This is a genomic window from Sorangium sp. So ce295 (assembly GCF_051527405.1).
GTDB classification, from domain to species: Bacteria; Myxococcota_A; Polyangia; order Polyangiales; family Polyangiaceae; genus Sorangium; species Sorangium cellulosum_B.
The window spans coordinates 4107026-4124453 of record NZ_CP150324.1; the positions used below are offsets into that span (position 1 = coordinate 4107026).

The 17428-nt window shown below is 73.3% G+C and carries 13 protein-coding genes; 6 read left to right on the forward strand and 7 right to left on the reverse strand.

Annotated elements, in window-relative coordinates; all coding sequences use genetic code 11:
* Positions 1-123 precede the first annotated feature (123 nt).
* The 4 genes from WMF11_RS15620 (at position 124) to WMF11_RS15635 (ending at position 7368) form a co-directional block, all read left to right on the forward strand.
* On the forward strand, positions 124-1227 hold the full coding sequence (locus WMF11_RS15620; RefSeq protein WP_437909158.1) for a hypothetical protein: 1104 nt from the start codon (positions 124-126) through the stop codon (positions 1225-1227).
* Positions 1224-3194 carry a S8/S53 family peptidase gene (locus WMF11_RS15625; protein ID WP_437909159.1) on the forward strand — a complete coding sequence of 657 codons (1971 nt, stop codon included), beginning with the start codon at positions 1224-1226 and terminating at the stop codon, positions 3192-3194. The genes WMF11_RS15620 and WMF11_RS15625 overlap by 4 nt, the downstream gene beginning before the upstream one ends.
* A 209-nt stretch (positions 3195-3403) precedes the next feature.
* Positions 3404-5761, forward strand: a complete 2358-nt coding sequence (locus WMF11_RS15630) for an ATP-binding protein (RefSeq protein WP_437978015.1) — start codon at positions 3404-3406, stop codon at positions 5759-5761.
* Positions 5758-7368, forward strand: coding sequence for a sigma-54-dependent transcriptional regulator (locus WMF11_RS15635; RefSeq protein WP_437978016.1), 1611 nt, complete (start codon positions 5758-5760; stop codon positions 7366-7368). Before WMF11_RS15630 ends, WMF11_RS15635 begins: the two co-directional genes overlap by 4 nt.
* Before the next feature lie 58 nt (positions 7369-7426).
* On the opposite strand, the gene WMF11_RS15640 is transcribed toward WMF11_RS15635, so the two are convergent.
* The 6 genes from WMF11_RS15640 to WMF11_RS15665 all read right to left on the reverse strand — a co-directional run bounded on the left by WMF11_RS15640 (position 7427) and on the right by WMF11_RS15665 (position 14818).
* Positions 7427-8728 carry a UDP-glucose dehydrogenase family protein gene (locus WMF11_RS15640; protein WP_437978017.1) on the reverse strand — a complete coding sequence of 434 codons (1302 nt, stop codon included), beginning with the start codon at positions 8726-8728 and terminating at the stop codon, positions 7427-7429.
* A gap of 185 nt (positions 8729-8913) precedes the next feature.
* Positions 8914-10605, reverse strand: coding sequence for a L,D-transpeptidase (locus WMF11_RS15645; RefSeq protein WP_437978018.1), 1692 nt, complete (start codon positions 10603-10605; stop codon positions 8914-8916).
* Between the two features lie 77 nt (positions 10606-10682).
* Positions 10683-12002 (reverse strand): hypothetical protein, encoded by a 1320-nt coding sequence (locus WMF11_RS15650; RefSeq protein WP_437978019.1) that lies wholly within the window; start codon positions 12000-12002, stop codon positions 10683-10685.
* Positions 12003-12212: 210 nt separating this feature from the next.
* Positions 12213-12617 carry a hypothetical protein gene (locus tag WMF11_RS15655; protein WP_437299832.1) on the reverse strand — a complete coding sequence of 135 codons (405 nt, stop codon included), beginning with the start codon at positions 12615-12617 and terminating at the stop codon, positions 12213-12215.
* Between the two features lie 148 nt (positions 12618-12765).
* The gene (locus WMF11_RS15660) at positions 12766-13524 is read right to left on the reverse strand and encodes a CDP-alcohol phosphatidyltransferase family protein (protein WP_437552657.1); all 759 of its coding nucleotides are present in this window, start codon (positions 13522-13524) and stop codon (positions 12766-12768) included.
* Positions 13525-13612: 88 nt separating this feature from the next.
* Positions 13613-14818 carry a serine/threonine-protein kinase gene (locus tag WMF11_RS15665; RefSeq protein ID WP_437909165.1) on the reverse strand — a complete coding sequence of 402 codons (1206 nt, stop codon included), beginning with the start codon at positions 14816-14818 and terminating at the stop codon, positions 13613-13615.
* Positions 14819-14893: 75 nt separating this feature from the next.
* Between WMF11_RS15665 and WMF11_RS15670 the strand changes: the two genes are divergently transcribed.
* Positions 14894-15625 (forward strand): 2TM domain-containing protein, encoded by a 732-nt coding sequence (locus WMF11_RS15670; protein ID WP_437978020.1) that lies wholly within the window; start codon positions 14894-14896, stop codon positions 15623-15625.
* Between the two features lie 50 nt (positions 15626-15675).
* On the opposite strand, the gene WMF11_RS15675 is transcribed toward WMF11_RS15670, so the two are convergent.
* Positions 15676-16530 carry an AraC family transcriptional regulator gene (locus tag WMF11_RS15675; protein ID WP_437978021.1) on the reverse strand — a complete coding sequence of 285 codons (855 nt, stop codon included), beginning with the start codon at positions 16528-16530 and terminating at the stop codon, positions 15676-15678.
* A gap of 182 nt (positions 16531-16712) precedes the next feature.
* On the opposite strand from WMF11_RS15675, the gene WMF11_RS15680 reads away from it, so the two are divergent.
* Positions 16713-17210, forward strand: coding sequence for a hypothetical protein (locus WMF11_RS15680; protein WP_437909168.1), 498 nt, complete (start codon positions 16713-16715; stop codon positions 17208-17210).
* The last annotated feature ends 218 nt before the right edge of the window (positions 17211-17428 follow it).

Below are 17428 nucleotides of genomic sequence, written 5' to 3' on the forward strand. Positions count from 1 at the left end.
GCCATCGGCGTACGTCTCACCGGCGCGGCTCTGCCCCGGTGCCATCTACCGGCGCCCGGAGCGCGCCGCGCACCGCGAGCGCCGGGCCCGGCGCGCCGCGCCGGGCGGGGGAGGTGCCCGCGCATGGATGACGCCCTGTGGGTGGACGAGCTCTACAAGGCGTTCTGGCGGACCCTCCCCGGGATGCTGCACGCCGACGCGCAGGGGCTGGCCTACACGCTCGGCCTGTCGCCGTCGCGCGACGTGCCCTGGAGCGCCGTGTTCAGCAACGAGATCACGCTGGCCGCGCCCGCGCTGCTCGCGGAGGCCATGCCCGGCGTCCGCGGGGCCACGGTGCAGGACGCGCTCCTCGCGCACCTGCTCGCCGTCATCGAGGCGTTCGGCACCGATCGCATCAAGGACAAGCAGGTCCGCCCGACCTGGCAACTCGAGGCCATCCTGGCGCACGCCCGGCGGGCGCGCGACGAGGCGCTCCGCCGCGTCGCGCCAGGGGTCGACGACCCGGCCATCGATTTCGCGCGCGCGGACGACGCGACGCTGTTCGCCATCGAGACCGAGCGCAGCCTCCTCGCGAGCGGCGGGCCCGCCGGCTTCAGCCGCTATTACGCGCTCTCCCTCGGCAAGCAGAGCGTGGGCTTCCCGGCGTCGATCGCCCTCGCGCACGCCGCCGGCTGGACGGCCGAGCGGCGCGAGGTGCTCGCGCGGCTGCTGTCGTCGGTGTGGCTCGGGCTGCAGCTCCACGACGACGTCATGGACTGGCAGGACGACTACCAGCGAGGCGGCGCCTGGGCCGTCGTCCTGGCCTCGGAGCTCCGATCGCGCGCGCACGGAGAGCCCCGGGCCGAGGAGCGCGATCGGGAGCGCGCCTCGGAGCCGCGCCACCGCGGCGCGGTCGCGTACGGGCCGCTCGGCACGCCGCCCTGGGGGATCGCGGTGACGCCGAAGGCGCAGGGCGAGCCGCCGATCCCCGACGCGCCCTCGTCCTTGCTCCCCGTCCGCCGGATGGTGCTCGACTCCGGCGTCCTCGCGGCGATGCTCGACGGCGAGCGCCGGTGCTTCCGCGCCGCGCGGCGGCGCGCCGCGGTGCTCGGCGCGCGCCGCGTCGCGGCCTGGGCGGAGGGGAAGGCGGCGCAGGCGCAGGAGCTCGCGCGGTGCGAGGCAGAGAGCCCCGGCTTCGCGAACCGCGCCCACGCGCTCAACGCCTGGGCCAAGGCCGTGCTGGCATGAGCCGCGGCCGCGGCGCGGCCGCGCGAGGGGGGGCGGGCTCTCCGGAGGAGGGGTCCGCGCGCGCGCGTCCGGCGCCCGGTCGCAAGAGCGCGCCGCCCCCGGCGTCGTCCGCGACGCCCAGGGCGCGCCCGCGGCGCCCGCCATGGGACTTCGGCTATGCCCCGGTCCCCACCGCCGCCGGCGACGACGACGACGGTCCCCTCGACGTCGTCGTCGCCTCGCGGTGCCCCGTCGCGCCCGACGCGGTCGCCGCGGCGCTCGGGGCGCGCTGGCCTGGCGTCGCGGTCGAGCGCGTCATCGAACGGACGCCCATCTTCTGGCTCCGCGTCCGATCCCCGGACCGCGGGCGGCGCGCCGACGTCGCCGCGGCGCTCTCGGCCGCGGCGCTGCCGGTGCGCTACGTCGCGTCGGCCCGGCGCCCGAGCGCCGCCGTCGCCCCGCGCTTCGACGCGGCCGCCGGCGCCGCGGCGCGCCCGGAGGGCTGGACGGCGCGCCGCGCTTCGGTCGAGGACGAGCCCGTCACCCCCGGCCGCTGGTTCCTGCGCGACGAGGGCGGCGGGATCGGCGTCGATCGCCGCCGCTGCGGGGGCGGCGCCGGGACGCGCCTCGGGGTCATCGACGACGACGCGTGGACGGCCGACGAGCTCGGCCTCGAGCGCGAGGTGCTCGTCATGATGGAGCAGCCGCCGCGCAGCCAGGCGCACGGCGCGTTCATGGTCGCGTGGGCCGTGGGGGGCCGTCGCCCCGGCGGGTTCCGCGGCGTCGCGCCGGACGCGTCGCCCCGGCTCTACCTGATCCCGAAGCCTGGATCGTGCGTCCTCGCCCTTCCGGTCGCGATCGTCCGGGCGGTCAGCGACGGCGCCGACGTCGTTGTGTGCGCCGCGTACGTCGAGGGCTCGACGACGCCCATGCTCGACGACGCGCTCGAGTTCGCCGCCCGCCTCGGGCGCCGCGGCCGGGGCTGCCCTGTCGTGTTCCCCACGGGCCGTGAGGCCTCGAGCCCTCCCGAGTCGTTGCACGCGAGCTTCTCGCTCGGGTTCGGCGAGCCCGCGAGCGACCCGCGCGTGTTCTGCGTTGGCCCGGGCGCCCGCGGCGAAGGGTGGTTCCTCTGGCGGGACCGGCGGGGGCGCAGCCGCCCCTTCGCCAACCGCGGCCCGGCGGTGCGGTGGCTCGCGCCAGGGGACGACATCACCTGTCCGCTGCCGTCCGCGTCCAGCGCGACCCCCGCGCTCGAGCGGCTCTGCCACGCCGAGTCGAGCGGGGCCTCGGCCCTCGCCGCGGGCTCGCTGCTCCTCGTCCTGTCGCAGAACCCGTCGCTCCGCCTGCCCGAGCTCGACGCCCTCGTGATGCGCACGCTCGCCCCGGTGCCTCCCGCGGCGCCCGCGTCGGCCGAGCCGATCGCCGACGCGTGGGACGTGCTCCCCGACGGGCGCGATCGCGACGGCCACAACGCCAAGCACGGCTACGGCCGCATCGACGCCGGTCGAGCCTGCCTCGCCGCCGGAGATCCCATCGCGCTCGCGCTGGTGTCCGTCGGCGAGGACGGCGCCGCGCGCATCTGGCACGACGCCCGCGCCGAGGGGCCGCTCGTCCGCCGCCTGTACTCGCGCCGCCTCGCGCGCTGGGCCGTCCGGGCGCTGCTCGCCGACCCGAGCCTCTGCCACGGCGTCTGCGCGCTCGTGCGCCACGCCCGCCTCACCGCGGGCGACCCGCGGCGCCGGCGCGCCCACGGCGCTGGCGCCGTGCTGCGGCAGCTCTCGCTCGTCGTCCGCGCCCTCGCCGCGAGCCGCGCGGCGCCGCCGCCCTCGCCGCGCGTGCGGGACGAGATCACCGCCCTGCTCGACCGGCTCGAGCGATCGGCCACCGACGCCGCCGCCGTCGCCGACGTCGAGTCGCGCTTCGGAGCGCTGGCGGACGTCGTGTTCGCGGACACAACGGACGGCGACGCTCACGAGGGCGCCGCCTGAGCGCGCCGCCGTCCCGCCGCGGGGTGATCCCGCTCTCATCTCCGCGGGAAAACGTAATGATAATTGCGTAGTAGCGCCGCTGGGGCGCCGGGATCGCGGGTGACGGGCGCGTAGCTCCCCGTCCGGCGCGCGAGCCCCGTTGGTTCACCCGGAGTTCCAGCGTATCGTGAGTGGCTGGCGGCGCAATTTGCGCGCCGTCGGCTCTCCCGATGCCAGCTATCGAGAATCGCCGTTGGCTCCTCGCGGTGGTCGTCCTCGCGGCGCTCGTGCTGGGCGGCTCGGGGATGAGGAGCGCTCTGGGCTGGTACGAGCGCCCGTTCCCCGGCGTGCTCGTCGATCCGGACGGCGTGGTCTCGAGCGTGGGCCTGCCGTCCTGGGAGGGCTTCCAGAAGGGCCTCCGGTACCCGGATCGCGTCGTCGAGGTCGACGGCTGGCGCCTCGAGAGCACCGCGGGGCGCTACCGCGCCGGCGCCTGGGACGCCGCGGTCGAGCGGGCGGCGCACGAGGGGCGCCGCTCGGTGCACGCCCGCGTCGAGACGGCGGAGGGGCTGCGCGACGTCGAGCTCTCCCTCGTCCCCTTCGACGCGCTCGCCTGGTGGTTCTACGCCGGCGGGCTGATGGTCGTCGCCTCGCTCTACGTGGGCGCCGCGCTCATCGCCCTCAGCGCGAGCCCCCACGGCAAGCTCGCCCGCGCCTTCGCGAGCGCCGCGCTGTTCGCCGCGCTCTTCCAGTTCGCGCTGTTCGACTACCACAGCTCGCGCCACCTCGTCCCGTTCTTCCACGTCGCCTACGCGCTCGTCCCGATGAGCTTCTTCACGCTGGCGCTGCGGCTGCCGGACGACGTCCCGCTCATCGCGCGCTACCCCGTCTTCGCGCGGATCGCGCACGGGCTCGGCGGCCTGCTCGCCGCCGCCCTGCTCGCCTCGCACGCCATGGGCTGGACCACCGTCGCGCTCCGGAGCGTCTGCGCGATCCTGTTCGTGGCGTCGTTCTTCTTCTTCGCGATCACGCTGATCCTCCGCTTCGCCGCGGCGGAGGGCGATCGCCGCCGCACGCTGCGCGCGCTGCTCCTCGCGATGGCGCCGCCGCACGTGGTGATCGCCCTCGGCTTCATGCTCGCCATGCTCGGCGCCCCGGCGTCGACGCTCGCGTGGTTCGCGATCCCCGCGCTCGCCCTCACGCCCGTCTCGAGCGTCGTCGCGTTCATCCGCTACGACCTCTGGGGGAGCCGCGCGCTCCTGTCGCGCCCGCTCACGCGCGTCATCATCGCCTGCATGATGGTCGCGCTCACGGTGATCCTCTGCTCCGCGTGCGCGGGGTACGCCGGCCTCCCGCTGCTCGGCGCGATCAAGGTCGCGGCGCCGGCCGCCGTCGTCAGCGCGGCGCTCGTCGTGTTCGCGCTCGGCGCCGGCGATCGGAAGCTCTTCCCGGCGCGCGCGGAGTACAAGCCCACCGTCGAGCAGCTCAGCGAGGAGCTGACGCTCGTCGCCGATCCCGACGAGGTCGCCTTCGCGGTCGAGCGCACGGTGGCGCGCTGGCTCTCCTGCGAGCGCGTCACCTTCCGCCGCATCGCGGTCGACGCGGCCGACGGCGCGGGCAGCGCCGGCGCCGCGCCCGGCGAGCCGGCGCCGACGGCGGACGAGTCGAGCGGCGAGCGGGTCATCGAGGTCGAGCCCTCCCAGGCGAGCGCGAGCGCGAGCGAGCTCTCGCTGACCGTCATGTTCCGCGGGCGGCTGCTCGGCGTCCTCGAGGTGGGCAAGAAGCGCGGCGGCGCCCTGTTCACCAGCGAGGATCTCGACCTGCTCCGCACGATCGGCAACCAGGCCGCGCTCGCCATGGCGCACGCCCACAGCTACGCGGAGCTGGAGCGGCGGCGGCGGGAGCAGGCCGCCGCGTGGCGCGACGAGCGCGCGGCGCTCATCGAGACGCTCGCGGCCGAGATCACCCACGAGGTGCGCTACCCGATCAACTTCTTCCGCTCCGTGTTCAAGCGCGGATCGAAGAACCAGAGCCTGGACGCCGAGGAGGTCGACATCGGCTGCGAGGAGGTCGAGCGCCTCGAGCGCCTCGTGATGGGGCTGCGCCGGGTGACGCACAGGAAGCTCGAGCGCCGCCGCCTCGCGGTCGAGGAGCTCGTCAGCCGCGCGGAGATGCTCCTGCGCGATCAGCTCGGCAAGCGGCGGATCGAGGCGCGCGTGAGCGCCGGATCGAGGCTCCGCTGCGATCCCGATCAGGCCACGCAGGTGCTCGTCAACCTCCTCTCGAACGGCCTCGACGCGGCCGGCGACAAGGGGACGATCGGGGTCGTCTGGGAGACCACCGAGAGCGGCGCCGAGCTCGTCGTGTGGGATACGGGGCCCGGCATCTCGGGGGACGCGTCGCGCCTCTTCGCGCCCTGGTACACGACGAAGCCCCGCGGGACCGGGCTCGGGCTCGCCATCACGCACCGGATCGTCCGGGCCCACGGGTGGTTGATCGAGCCGGAGCGGCGCGACGGCACGACGCGGTTCGTGATCTCGATCCCCGCCGCAGACGTCTCGATGACCGCGGAGGACGAGGTCGCGTGAAGATCCTGATCGTCGATGATCAGCGGAGCGGCCGCCGCACGCTGCGGCAGATCCTGGCCGCGCTCGACGAGGTCGAGGTGCTGGAGGCGGTCGGCCTGGACGACGCGATGACGGTCGTCGAGCGGAGCGCGCCGGACCTCCTGCTCCTCGACGTGCGCCTGTCGGACGATCCGCGCGACCGCGGCGGCCTGGAGATCCTGCGGCGGGTGCGGGCCTCGGGGCGGAGCACGCCGGCGCTGATGGTCACGTCGGTCAGCGAGCTCTCCGAGATCCGGGAGGCCATGCGGCTCGGCGCGCAGGACTACGTGCTGAAGGACGAGCTCTGCCCGGAGATGCTCCTGCCGATCATCGAGGGGCAGCGCGAGCGGCTGCTCCTGAAGGGCGAGGTGGTGCGGCTCCGCGAGCGGGTCGACCGCACGTTCGGCACGAAGGCGCTCATCGGCTCGTCCGCGGGGATGGAGCGCGTCCGCCGGATCATCGAGCGGGTCGCCGAGTCGAGCAAGACGGTGCTCATCCGCGGCGAGACCGGCAGCGGCAAGGAGATGGTCGCCCGCGCGCTGCACGAGATGAGCTCGCGGCGCGGCGAGCCGTTCGTCGCGGTCAACTGCTCGGCGCTGCCGGGGACGCTCATCGAGTCGCTCATCTTCGGGCACGAGCGCGGCGCCTTCACCGGCGCCGAGAAGCGCATGCGCGGCCAGCTCGAGCTCGCGGGCGCGGGCACCATCCTGCTCGACGAGATCGCCGAGATGCCCGGTGAGCTCCAGGCGAAGCTCCTCCGCGTCGTCGAGGATCGCCGCTTCCGCCCCCTCGGCGCCGAGTCGGAGATCCCGCTGCGCGCCCGCGTCCTCGCCGCGACCCACGTCGACCTGGAGAAGCGCATCAGCGAGGGGCGCTTCCGGGAGGACCTCTTCTACAGGCTCAACGTCGTCACGGTGCACGTCCCGTCGCTGGCCGAGCGCGACGCCGATCTCATCGAGCTCCTGCTCGCGTTCAGCGCGGAGCTCCCGCGCAAGCTGCGTTACACCGACGACGCGATCGCGTGGCTGGTCCGGCGGCCCTGGCCCGGCAACGTGCGTGAGCTCCGGAACGTGGTCGAGCGGCTGGGGCTGCTCGCGGACGACGATCTCATCGACGTCCCCACGCTCGAGGAGCTCGCGCGCGAGCGGCCGGTCGTGGACGCCACAGCGGAGATCGACCGGCTGGCGCGCGCCCTGCTCGCGCTGCCCGAGCGGCTGGGATCGAAGCTCCGCGTGATCGAGCGCGCCGTCCTGCACCACGCGATCGAGAGCTGCGGCGGCAACAAGGCGGCCGCGGCGCGGCTCATCGGCGTCGATCGGAAGATGCTCGAGCGGCGCTGGGACCGGCACACCGGCGAGGAGCCGCCGAGCAGCCGGCAGATGTCGATGCCGACGCCGATGGCCGCGCGCCACCTCGGCGAGGAGCCGCCGAGCAGCCGGCGGCACACGCCCGCGAACGGGACGCGGCACCTCGGCGAGGAGCTATCGGGCAACCGCAACCACACGCCCGTGAGCTTGCCGCGGTATGTCGGCGAGGAGGCGCCGAGCACCCGCCGCCAGGCGCCGCCGCCAGACCACGACGACGCCTGAGGGGCGCGGCGCGCCACGTCGGCGGCGCGCCACGCCGCGCCAACGGCGGCGCCGCGCGCTACTTCCTGCCGATGCCCGTGTAGACGAACCCCATGCCGCGGAGCTCGTCCGGCTCCCAGATGTTGCGCCCGTCGAAGAGCGTCGGGGAGCTCAGGATGCGCTTCAGCCGGTAGAAGTCCGGGCGCCGGTACTCGTGCCACTCGGTGACGACGACCAGCGCGTCCGCGCCCTCGGCCGCGCCGTACATGCCGTCGCTCAGGAGGATGCGGTTCCCGTAGATGGCCCGCACGTTCGGCATCGCCTGCGGGTCGTGCGCCTGGACCGTCGCGCCCGCCTCGAGCAGCGCGTCGATGAGCGTGAGCGCCGGCGCCTCGCGGATGTCATCCGTCTGCGGCTTGAACGCGAGCCCCCAGACCGCGATCGTCTTCCCCTTCAGGGCGCCGTCGAAGTGGGCGCTCACCTTGCTGGCGAGCAGCCGCTTCTGCCGCGCGTTGATCCGCTCGGTCGCCCGGACGATCTCCAGATCGTGCCCGACGGAGCCCGCGGTGTAGAGGATGGCCGAGAGGTCCTTGGGGAAGCACGACCCGCCGAACCCCGGGCCGGCGAACAGGAACTTCGTGCCGATGCGCGGGTCGGCCCCGACGCCCTTGCGCACGAGCTCGATGTCCGCGCCGACCTTCTCCGCGAGCACGGCCAGGTCGTTCATGAACGAGATGCGCGACGCGAGCAGCGCGTTGGCGGCGTACTTGGTGAGCTCGGCCGAGCGCGCGTCCATGAGCTGGATGCGGTCGCTCGCCCGCACGAACGGGTTGTAGAGGTGGCGCAGGATCTCGCGCGCCTTCGGGTCGTCCGAGCCGATGATCACGCGATCGGGCTTCATGAAGTCGTTGACCGCGTCACCCTCCTTGAGAAACTCCGGGTTCGACGCGACAGCGAACGGCTGGGCGGCGTTGGCGCCGATGATCTGCCGGAGCCGGTCCGCCGTGCCGACGGGGACCGTGCTCTTCGTGGCGATTACCTTGAAATTGTTCAGGTTTTTGCCGATCGTCTCGCCGACGGCCTCGACGGCGGAGAGGTCGGCGGAGCCGTCGTCGGCTTGGGGCGTGCCGACGGCGATGAAGACGATCTCGGCGTCGCGGATGGCGCCGGCGACGTCGGTGGAGAACCGGAGCCTGCCGTCGCGGGTGTTCTTCGCGATCAGCACGTCGAGGCCGGGCTCGTAGATCGGCACCTCTCCGCGCTTCAGCATCTCGATCTTGGCAGCGGACACGTCGACGCACGCCACGTCATTCCCGAAATCCGCGAACCCCGCGCCGGCGACGAGGCCGACATACCCTGTTCCCACGACGGCAAGCTGCATGGGCGGGACGCTACCACGACCCCGGCGCCGTTCGAGCCGGCAGTCGCACGGAGTGTGGCCTCCGATCGATCTGTCCCGCTCCTCTCGCGTGCGAGCGCGCGCCGAGCGTTCGTGCTGCCCTTGCCCTGCCCGAGCCGAGGGGCTGCCGGGCGCCTGGCGGTCGTGGCGCCGTGGCGCCGCGCGGCTCAGGGGTGGACGAACACCACGGTGCCGGTCAGCGAGCGCGCTGCGCCGTGCCATCCCGGCGGGACGGCCGGCTCGGTCCAGAAGAACAGGCGGCGGGCGTCCTCTGGAGACAGGTTGATGCAGCCGTGGCTCTTGGGCCGGCCGAACTTGTCGTGCCAGTACGCGCCGTGCAGCGCATACCCCTCCTCGAAGTACTGCACGTAAGGCACGTCGCGAAGCTCGAACTCCTCACCGACGGTGTCCGAGTCCATGGTGCTCGTGACGAACTTCGTGTGGATACGGAAGATCCCGCGCTTGGTCGCGGTGCTGGACTCGTGGTCCTCGAGCCCCGCCTCGCCGCTCGAGATCAGCGTCGCATAGACGGGCTTCGTGCCCTCGTAGGCGACGAGCACCTGCTTCGTGATGTTGACGTCGAGCCACTTCTCGCCGTTCTTGCCCCAGGCAGGCATCTTCTTGGCAGGGTCGATGCGGCCGGCGTGGCGGTCGTCGACCCAGTCGCCGTCCTTCGTCTCGTAGTGCAGCTTGCCGCCGAAGAACTGCTGTTTGCCGGTGAGGGGCACGGCGGAGCGCCACTCGAGCTCTCCGCCGTCGACGAGCTTCTTGCCCTCGACGCGCCATCGCTTGCCCCCGGCGCGGCGCACGAGCGCGAACGGGAAGTCGATGTCCTTGCCGATCTCGACGCCGTGGAACTCGGAGCCGCGGATGGGGCGGAACCGGTCGGCCGGGACGACGCGCAGATCGGTGGTGACGTTGTAGCGCCGGCCCTCGTGGAGGAACGACTCGAGGAAGGCCATCCCGTTGCGCCGCGAGACCTCGTCGATCTTCACGGCGTCAGCGGCCTTGATGAGGCCGGAGAGGTTGGGGGCGCGCCGGCCGTCGCGCAGGTACCAGGGGATCTCGCGATCGGTGATGCGCTGCGCGAGCGCGTCGAGCGCGGGCGGGGCGGGCTCGGCGCTCCATTTGAGCCAGACGTCGAGGCCGTAGGTGGCGCCGCTCTCCTCGTCCTTGGCCCAGCGATCGAGGTGCTTCTTGAGGCTCGGCTCGAAGCGCGCGACATCGTCCTCGGTCGGGATGCGCGCGTAGGCCGGGCCGCCGCGCGTGACGGTCCCGTACATGTACGGGAGCTTGTGGGTGACGTCGGGGCGGCGGGCCGTGGCGCGGACGATCTCGTCGTCGAGGTCGAGCGTCGCATCGGGGCCGACGCACACGTAGCCGAACGGCTTGATCTTGCGGAAGCCCCCGGGGCAGCCGGACGTGCCGGCGGGCTCGGGATCCATCTCCACGACCGCGCCGGCGCGCAGGAAGCCGACGGGCTTCGCGTCGGCGCTGGGCCGCGCAAGGACGCGGGTGAGCATCGAGGTGCTGGCGAGCCGCGGGCGGCCCTCGGGGATCGGCGCCGGCGGGGTGGCGACGCCGCCGAGCGAGACGATGGGCGGGCCCGCGGGCAGGCCGTGCGGCGGCTCGTCCTCGGCCGGGGCGGGGGAGGCGAGGGCCGCGGGGGAGGCGAGGGCGGCGGCGGAGGCGCCCTGGGCCTTCTGGCTTCCGGCGGCGCCGGGGAGCTCGATGGGCGCGTCGGCGGCGCTCCCGGAGCGGCCACAGGCCGAGAGGGAGGCGGCGAGCGCGAGGAGCGCGAGCGCATGGCGGCTCGCCGCGAGCGTGGCTGCGGCGCGCGTTCGAGGCGGCGTGTCCATGGCGCGCCGACCCTAGTGCACAGGAGGGGGAGGAGGGCCAGTTTTCGGCGGTCGGCTGGAGGTGGGCTCTCGGCGCCTCACCTCGGATCAGGCGCCGAGAGCCGCCCTCGACGCGCCTCGACGTCGGCGACGGCGGCCGCGTCGTCGCGCACGATCAGGGTGAACGGATACCGCTCTTCACCTCTCGCGTCGGGATCGTAGGCCCCGGTGGGCAGCGCGGTCACCACGAGCGTTCGTTTCCCGTCCGGTGCGAGCTTCAGCTCCGCGGAGCCGGACGACAGATCCAGGATCTCGCCGTCCGAGTCGGGCGTCAGACCGGGGACGGCCTGGACGACGAAGCGGCGCCTCGCGTCGTCGGGCGCCTCGAGCGACACCCGGAGCGATCGCGGCGTGTCCGCTCCCGCCGAGAGCTCGATATAGCTGGTGCCAAGCAACATCGGCGCGCGCTCGCGGACGTCGATCCTGCCCGGCCTGGCCTCGGCCTGGGCTGCCAGCGAGAGCTTGGCCGCCGCGAGGTGCTGAAGGCCGCCCGCGAAGTGCCGGAAATGGCGATCGTCGATGTGATCGCCGGTGTACCAGCGCCAGCGCGCGAGCTCGGGGACGGCCTCGACATAGCTCATGCCCGCCGCCTCCCGGAGCATCGCATCGAGCGCATCGACGAAGTCAGGCTCGTTGGGCTGCGCGCCGTCGCCCGCGGCGGGGGCGTCGCGCGACCCGAGCCACATGCGCGAGACGAACCGCGGATCGCCGTCGAAGAACCGATCTTTGAGGTAGAGCAGCACCATGGAGGCGCCGTACATGGACCATGTCTCGTAATGGTCGTTGTGGTCGATCGCCCATTCCGGGTGCCTCTGGAAGTCGGCCAGGCCCTCGCCCGCATAGCGATCCGCGCGGACCTGGTCGAGGAACGTCGCCGACATCTCGAACACGACGGGGCTCTCGCTCCAGTCGTCCGCGGCCTGCGAGGCGTGCGCCATCTCGTGCACCACGGTCTCCTCGAGAGCGGCGCCGCCGTAAGGCCCCCACGGATCGACGATCATGGTGGGGTGCCGGTCGTCCCATGAGGTCGACGGCTCGCCTCCGAGGACGTCGACGAGGCAGCTGCGGTGGCCTCTCCACACGAACACATCGAGCGCGTCGTCCGGCCCGCACTCTCCGCCATCGCCGATGGGCGGGCGCATGCCGATCTGGCGCACATGATAGTCCCAGCCCTCCTCGACGAACGCGAGGACCTGGCGCGCGGTGTCGCGCTCTTCCGCCTTGTAATGGTGCACGAGCACGGGGAGGGTCGAGGATCGAAGGGAGAAAGGGAACATCTCCTCGAAGTCGGCTCGCCCACAGATGCTCGCGCCTTCCGGCAAAGGGTGCTTGTACTCCGACGGTGTGGCCGGGGTCATGTCATCGCCCTCTGTGCCGCAGCCGACGGGCCCGAGGCCGAGCGTGAAGCAAGCCAGCCAAGGAAGGGATCGCCGCATCGAGGCGCTTTAACCGAGCCACCAGGGAGCTTGCAAGGAGCGGCCGCCAGCATGGCCGCGCTGGGCGAGCAGCGGAGCAGCACCCGGCTGCGTGCGTGCCAAGGGTGCTGCCCTCGAACCGCGGCTGTCGTGCTAGGCGGACTGGTCGAGCTCTCGCAGGATGTCGCGGAGCGCCTGGGCCTCGGCGCGCTCGAGGACCAGGGGCGCCGACACGCACGTGGGCGCGTGGTCGCGATACTCCACGGGCTGGAAGGCGGCGAGCGCACCGGACGCGGTATAGGCGAGATCCAGGCGCACCGCGGAGGTGTCCGGCTCGCCCTCCCCATCCAGGGCGAAGGGGAGCTTCGCGATGGCGGCGAAGTCCCGCCTCTCCAGGGCGGCAGTGAGCGCTCCGATCGGGCAGGTGAAGTAGCGGAACCCTTCTTCCACCTTCTCACCCGTGGGCGTGTACACGGTCTCGCTCAGGATCAGCCATTTGCGGCGGGTGGCGAAGCGAGGGTCGGCGCGCATGAAGTCGGAAAGATCTTGGATCTCCATCGCGCGTTCATACCTCAACCGGGCCCAGGATCTCCACCAGTCCGTCGGGGCAGATCACGCTGTTCGGTCATCGCACACAGGAACGCAGGGTGGGTCGTCTCGACGCCTTCTCCCTGTGACATGGCCCCACGGTGGGGGCGATGAGGGGCTACGACCGTCCGAACCTGAGCAGCAGCCCGAGCCAGCCCTTCGCCAGGTAGAGGAGGTTGATCAGCACATACACCCAGAAGAACACGTCGAGCCGGTCCGCGAGCGCGAACGCCCAGATGTGGCTCGGGTAGTGGTTCAGGAAGCGCAGGAACGTCATCACGAGCCCCGCCGCCCGGGCGGCGGGCGACCGGGGCCGCTCCTCCGTGGCGGTCTCGTAATAGGCGGAGACCGAGGTCTCCTTGCCGCTGATCTCCGGGCGGCGGACGAAGTTCGTGAGCGAGATCGCCGAGGCGATCACCGCGACCCCGACGACGCCGGCGAGCAGGAAGCGCGGGTCTCCGCCGGGCCAGCGGCCGCCGTCCAGCCCGAGGCCGCCGGCGCTGAAGAGGCGCATCGAGAGGGCGCCCGAGAGGAGCACCGCCTTGAGCTCGTCCGTGAAGAAGTCGAAGAGGTGGCCCTCCTTCGACGCGAGCTGCTTGTGGCGCGCCAGCATCCCGTCGGCGCAGTCGAGCAGGTAGCTCAGCTCGAGCACGGCGACGGCGACGAGGCCCCCCGCCGCCGTGGGCAGCGCGACGAGCAGCGCCGCCGCGACGACGAACACGGCGAGGTTGAGCAGCGTCACCTGGTTCGGCGTGATCGCGGTCCGCGCGAGGAGCGCGACCACGCCGCCGGCGAGCGGGCGCATCAGGTAGGTGTTGAAGAGCTGATCGTGCTTCTTCCGCGTGGCCAGGTAGATCCGCTTCGCTTCGCCGAGCATGGCCGGCGCATCCTAGCCGAGCGGCTCCCGTCTTGCTCGGGCGGCAGCGGCGCTTTCGCCCCGACGGATGGATCCGCCCGCCGTCCGGTCAGCGTCGCGCCGGGCGCGAGGCGGGCGCGCCCCCGTCCAGCGGCTCGTCGCTCCAGTCGACGGCGATCGAGTCCTCCTTCGCGGCCTCGGGGCGCACCCACTCCTTGGTGATGGAGGCGCCGCTCACGGGCGGCTCGTCGCTCCAGTCGACGGTGATGCCCGTGATGCCCTCGACAGCGGTCGAGACGCTCGCGGGGTGCACCGGGATCGTGGCGGGCCCGCTCTCGTCCGTGGCGCCCCGGGGCGACGGCTGCTCTCGCAGCGTGATCGCGTCCGGAGCGAGCGCGTGCGCGAACCGCGACGCGCGCGGCGGCGGCTCGCTGCGCAGGAGGGCGCGCACGTCCTCCAGCATCTGGCGCGCGTCGGGGTAGCGCTGGTCGCGGTCGAAGGCGAGCGCGCGATCGACGACGAGGCACACGTCGCGCGGCGCGTGGGGCGCGCGCTGCGCGAGCGGCGGCGCCGGCTCCCTGCCCATCTTCAGCAGGAGGTCGAAGTCGGTGCTCGCCTCGTGGACATGGCGGCCGGCGATCAGCCGGAACATGGTGGCGCCGACCGCGAAGAGGTCGGCGCGGGTGTCGATGTCGCGGCCCTTCGCCTGCTCCGGCGGCATGTAGGGCGTCGTGCCGAGCACCAGGCCCATCCGCGTGAGCTCCCCCTGGAGGCTGGAGTCCTGGCGGATCCGCGCGAGCCCGAAATCGAGGACCTTGATGCGCGGGACGCCGCCGTGCGCGGGCGAGTCCGCTGCGCCGTCGCCGACGACGTACAGGTTGGGCGGCTTGATGTCGCGGTGGATGATCCCCTGCGCGTGCGCCGCGGCGAGCGTGTCGAGCACCTGCGCTGTGAAGCGGAGCACCTCGGCCAGCGGGAGGCCGCCGAGGCGGCGCTCGCGCTCGGCGAGCGACTCGCCCTCGAGGAGCTCCATCACCAGGAAAGGCGCCCCGTCCTCGGCGACGTCGATGTCGCGGATCTCGACGGCGCCCGGGTGGCGGAAGCGGTTCGCGGCCTGGGCCTCGCGCTCGAACCGGTCGCAGATCTCCTTCGATTTCGCGGCCTGCGGGTGCAGGATCTTGAGCGCGTCCCGGCGGCCGATCCGGTGGACGCCGACGTAGACGGCGGCCATGCCGCCGGCGCCGAGCAGCCGCTCCAGCGTCCACTTGTTGCGGATCGTGGTCCCCACGCGTTGTGAGGCGGTTTCGCTGCTCATGGGGTCCTTCCGCTCATGGAAGCGGCGCGGCCGCACGCGGTCAAGCGTATGCTCCGCGCGGTCGCGAGGAGAGCGATGGTGAAACCGGGCAAGCAGAGCGGGCGGCAGTACACCGAGGCCGAGGTGCGGGCCATCCTGGAGCGCGCCCTCCGGGACGCGCAGACGCGCGACGTGAGCCATGACGAGCTGGTCGCGGCGGCCGAGGAGATCGGCATCTCCCGGGCCGCGATCGAGGCCGCGTCGCGCGACATCGAGCATGTCCAAGGCGAGGAGGAGGCGCGCGTGGCCATCCTCGCGCGCCGGCGCAAGGAGTTCCGCTCGCACCTGTTCTCGTACCTCCTCGTGAACGCGTTCCTCTTCGCGGTGAACGCGCTCACGGACGGGCCGTGGTGGTTCTTCTGGCCGCTGCTCGGGTGGGGCCTGGGGCTCGCCTTCCACGCGCTCGGCGCGCTCTCCAGCGACGTGTCCCCGCCGCAGATCCGCGGGGAGCTCGAGCGCAGCGCCGCGCAGGCGCGGAAAGAGCAGCACCGGCGGCTGAAGGAGCAGCGCGAGGCCGAGCGCCGCGAGCGCAAGGAGCGCCTCGAGCAGAGCGCGGAGGATTTCGGGCACGCCGTCGAGGAGGGGGTCGCGACGGTGCTCTCGCGGATCGCGAAGGAGATCCGCGGGAGCGCGCCGCCGCCGGCGCCGGTCGAGGGCGCGTCGAAGAGGTCGCGGATCGCGCCGCTCGACGCGGACGAGGCCGAATCGGATGAGCTCGGCGAGGAAGAGGCGGAGCGCGCGGCCCGGCGAGGCCGCGGCCGGCGCTGACGGCGCGGCGCCGCGCGTGTGGCGGTGACTTTTCGGGAGCGGCGCGTGGCCTATCGCTCGACCACCGCGAGCGGCGCGTGGCCACGGCGGGCGGCGCGGGCGAAGGCGCCGGGCGTGATCCCGAAGGCGCGCCGGAAATGGCCGTGCAGCTGGCTCTGATCGCAGAAGCCGAGCACGCTCGCCACCTCGCTCACCGGCCTGCCCGCCGCCAGCCACGCGTACGCGCGCGCCATGCGCATGCGCAGCACGTAGGTGTACGGCGGGATCCCGTGCTCGGCGCGAAACGCACGGCACAGCTGGTAGCGATCGAGCCCGGCCGCCGCCGCCAGCTCGTCGAGCGAGAGGGCCTCGCCGAGGCGCGCGTGGATGAGCTCGACGGCGCGCCCGAGGCGGCCGCGCGCCACGCCGGCGTGTGGCCGCGCATTGGCGCCGTCGAGCTGGCGCACCAGCGCGTCGAGCGCCTCGGCCACGACGACCTGCCGCGTGAGCGGATCGGGCCGCCCGCGGTACGCACGGTGGAGGGCGAGCAACGGTCGGCGATCGGGATGGCGCCGCTCGAGCAGCGGCACCCGCAGCGAGAGGCTCGGCCGCAGGCCGCGGCGCTCGGCCTGCTCGCGCACCAGCGCCACGTCGAACGTCACGATCTGGAAGCGCGCCGGCCCGTCGCGCCGCAGATCTTTGTGCACGCTGCCCGGCGCGTCGAAGTGCAGGTCGCCCGGCGCGCTGGCCACGCCGCCGCGGCGCGACCAGAACTCCGCGCGCCCGCGATGGATCAGCGCCACCGCGTACGTCTCCTTCACCGCGCACCACAGCCGCTCGTCGGCGTCGACGAGCAGCGAGCGCACCCCGGGCACGTCGGCGTAGGCGCGCAGCTCGGTGCGCACGGGCGCGGCGTCTCTAGGCATCCACCGAGCGTAAACCGACGCCAGCGGTCGCGCTCTCCGAAGTTTGCGCGCGAACGCTCGACAACGACGCTGGCGGTCGCGCGCGCGCCAACGTTGGCGCAATGGCGCAATGGCGCAAGGAAGCCCAAGACGACGCCGCGGTCGGACCGCATGCTCGCGCTCGATAGCGAGGAGCCCACGCAATGCAGGAATCGTCCGCCGCCCCGTGCTCGCCGCGCGTCGCCGCCAGCGCCGCGTTCTTGTGCTTCGCCCCCGTCATGGTCAGCTTCGCCGTCGCCCCAGGCGCGCGGTGGCCCGAGTACCCGGGGCTCGCCTTCCACCTCGCGGTCTTCGCGCTGGTCCCGAGCCTGCGCGCGCCGGAGTGGGCGCGGATGGCCGGCTACGGCTGGCTGTTCCTCGACGTGACCACCGGCGTGATGGCGCTCAACGACGTGCCCCACGCCGTCGCCGATCCGGTGCGGCTCGGCGCTCACATCTTCGCCGGCATCTGGATCGTGACGGCGTCGCGCGCCGCCTCGCTGCCGGTGAAGCTCGTCGGCGTCCCCGCCGGCGCCTGGCTCTTCGCCTACAGCTTCGTCTCGCCCTTCTTGCCCCCGACGGTGCTGGCGCCGGCGTCGATCTTGATGATGGTCTGGTTCGCGCTCATCGCCTGGCAGAACGGCAGCCAGCGGCGCGTGTGACGCAGCCGCGCGTCAGAGCTCGGGGAGATTCGGCACGGTAGGGTAGGGGGGCCAACCGCCTTTGCGGTGGGTGGGGGGTTAAACGCCTTTGCGAAGGCAAGTGCCCACTCGCCCCAACGTTCGATGGCCATGATCGCAACTCCCACTCTGACCAGGTCTGACCGGACTCCGCGTCGAAGACGGCGCGCTGAAACGGCGTCCAGCAGCGCGTTGATGGT

Bases quoted from the DNA above. Each gene is read 5' to 3' on its own strand.
- WMF11_RS15630 (WP_437978015.1), top strand. From the start codon at position 3,404: ATGCCAGCTATCGAGAATCGCCGTTGGCTCCTCGCGGTGGTCGTCCTC.
- WMF11_RS15670 (WP_437978020.1), top strand. From the start codon at position 14,894: ATGGTGAAACCGGGCAAGCAGAGCGGGCGGCAGTACACCGAGGCCGAG.
- WMF11_RS15680 (WP_437909168.1), top strand. From the start codon at position 16,713: ATGCAGGAATCGTCCGCCGCCCCGTGCTCGCCGCGCGTCGCCGCCAGC.
- WMF11_RS15645 (WP_437978018.1), bottom strand. From the start codon at position 10,605: ATGGACACGCCGCCTCGAACGCGCGCCGCAGCCACGCTCGCGGCGAGC.
- WMF11_RS15640 (WP_437978017.1), bottom strand. From the start codon at position 8,728: ATGCAGCTTGCCGTCGTGGGAACAGGGTATGTCGGCCTCGTCGCCGGC.
- WMF11_RS15675 (WP_437978021.1), bottom strand. From the start codon at position 16,530: ATGCCTAGAGACGCCGCGCCCGTGCGCACCGAGCTGCGCGCCTACGCC.
- WMF11_RS15655 (WP_437299832.1), bottom strand. From the start codon at position 12,617: ATGGAGATCCAAGATCTTTCCGACTTCATGCGCGCCGACCCTCGCTTC.
- WMF11_RS15620 (WP_437909158.1), top strand. From the start codon at position 124: ATGGATGACGCCCTGTGGGTGGACGAGCTCTACAAGGCGTTCTGGCGG.
- WMF11_RS15665 (WP_437909165.1), bottom strand. From the start codon at position 14,818: ATGAGCAGCGAAACCGCCTCACAACGCGTGGGGACCACGATCCGCAAC.
- WMF11_RS15660 (WP_437552657.1), bottom strand. From the start codon at position 13,524: ATGCTCGGCGAAGCGAAGCGGATCTACCTGGCCACGCGGAAGAAGCAC.
- WMF11_RS15625 (WP_437909159.1), top strand. From the start codon at position 1,224: ATGAGCCGCGGCCGCGGCGCGGCCGCGCGAGGGGGGGCGGGCTCTCCG.
- WMF11_RS15650 (WP_437978019.1), bottom strand. From the start codon at position 12,002: ATGACCCCGGCCACACCGTCGGAGTACAAGCACCCTTTGCCGGAAGGC.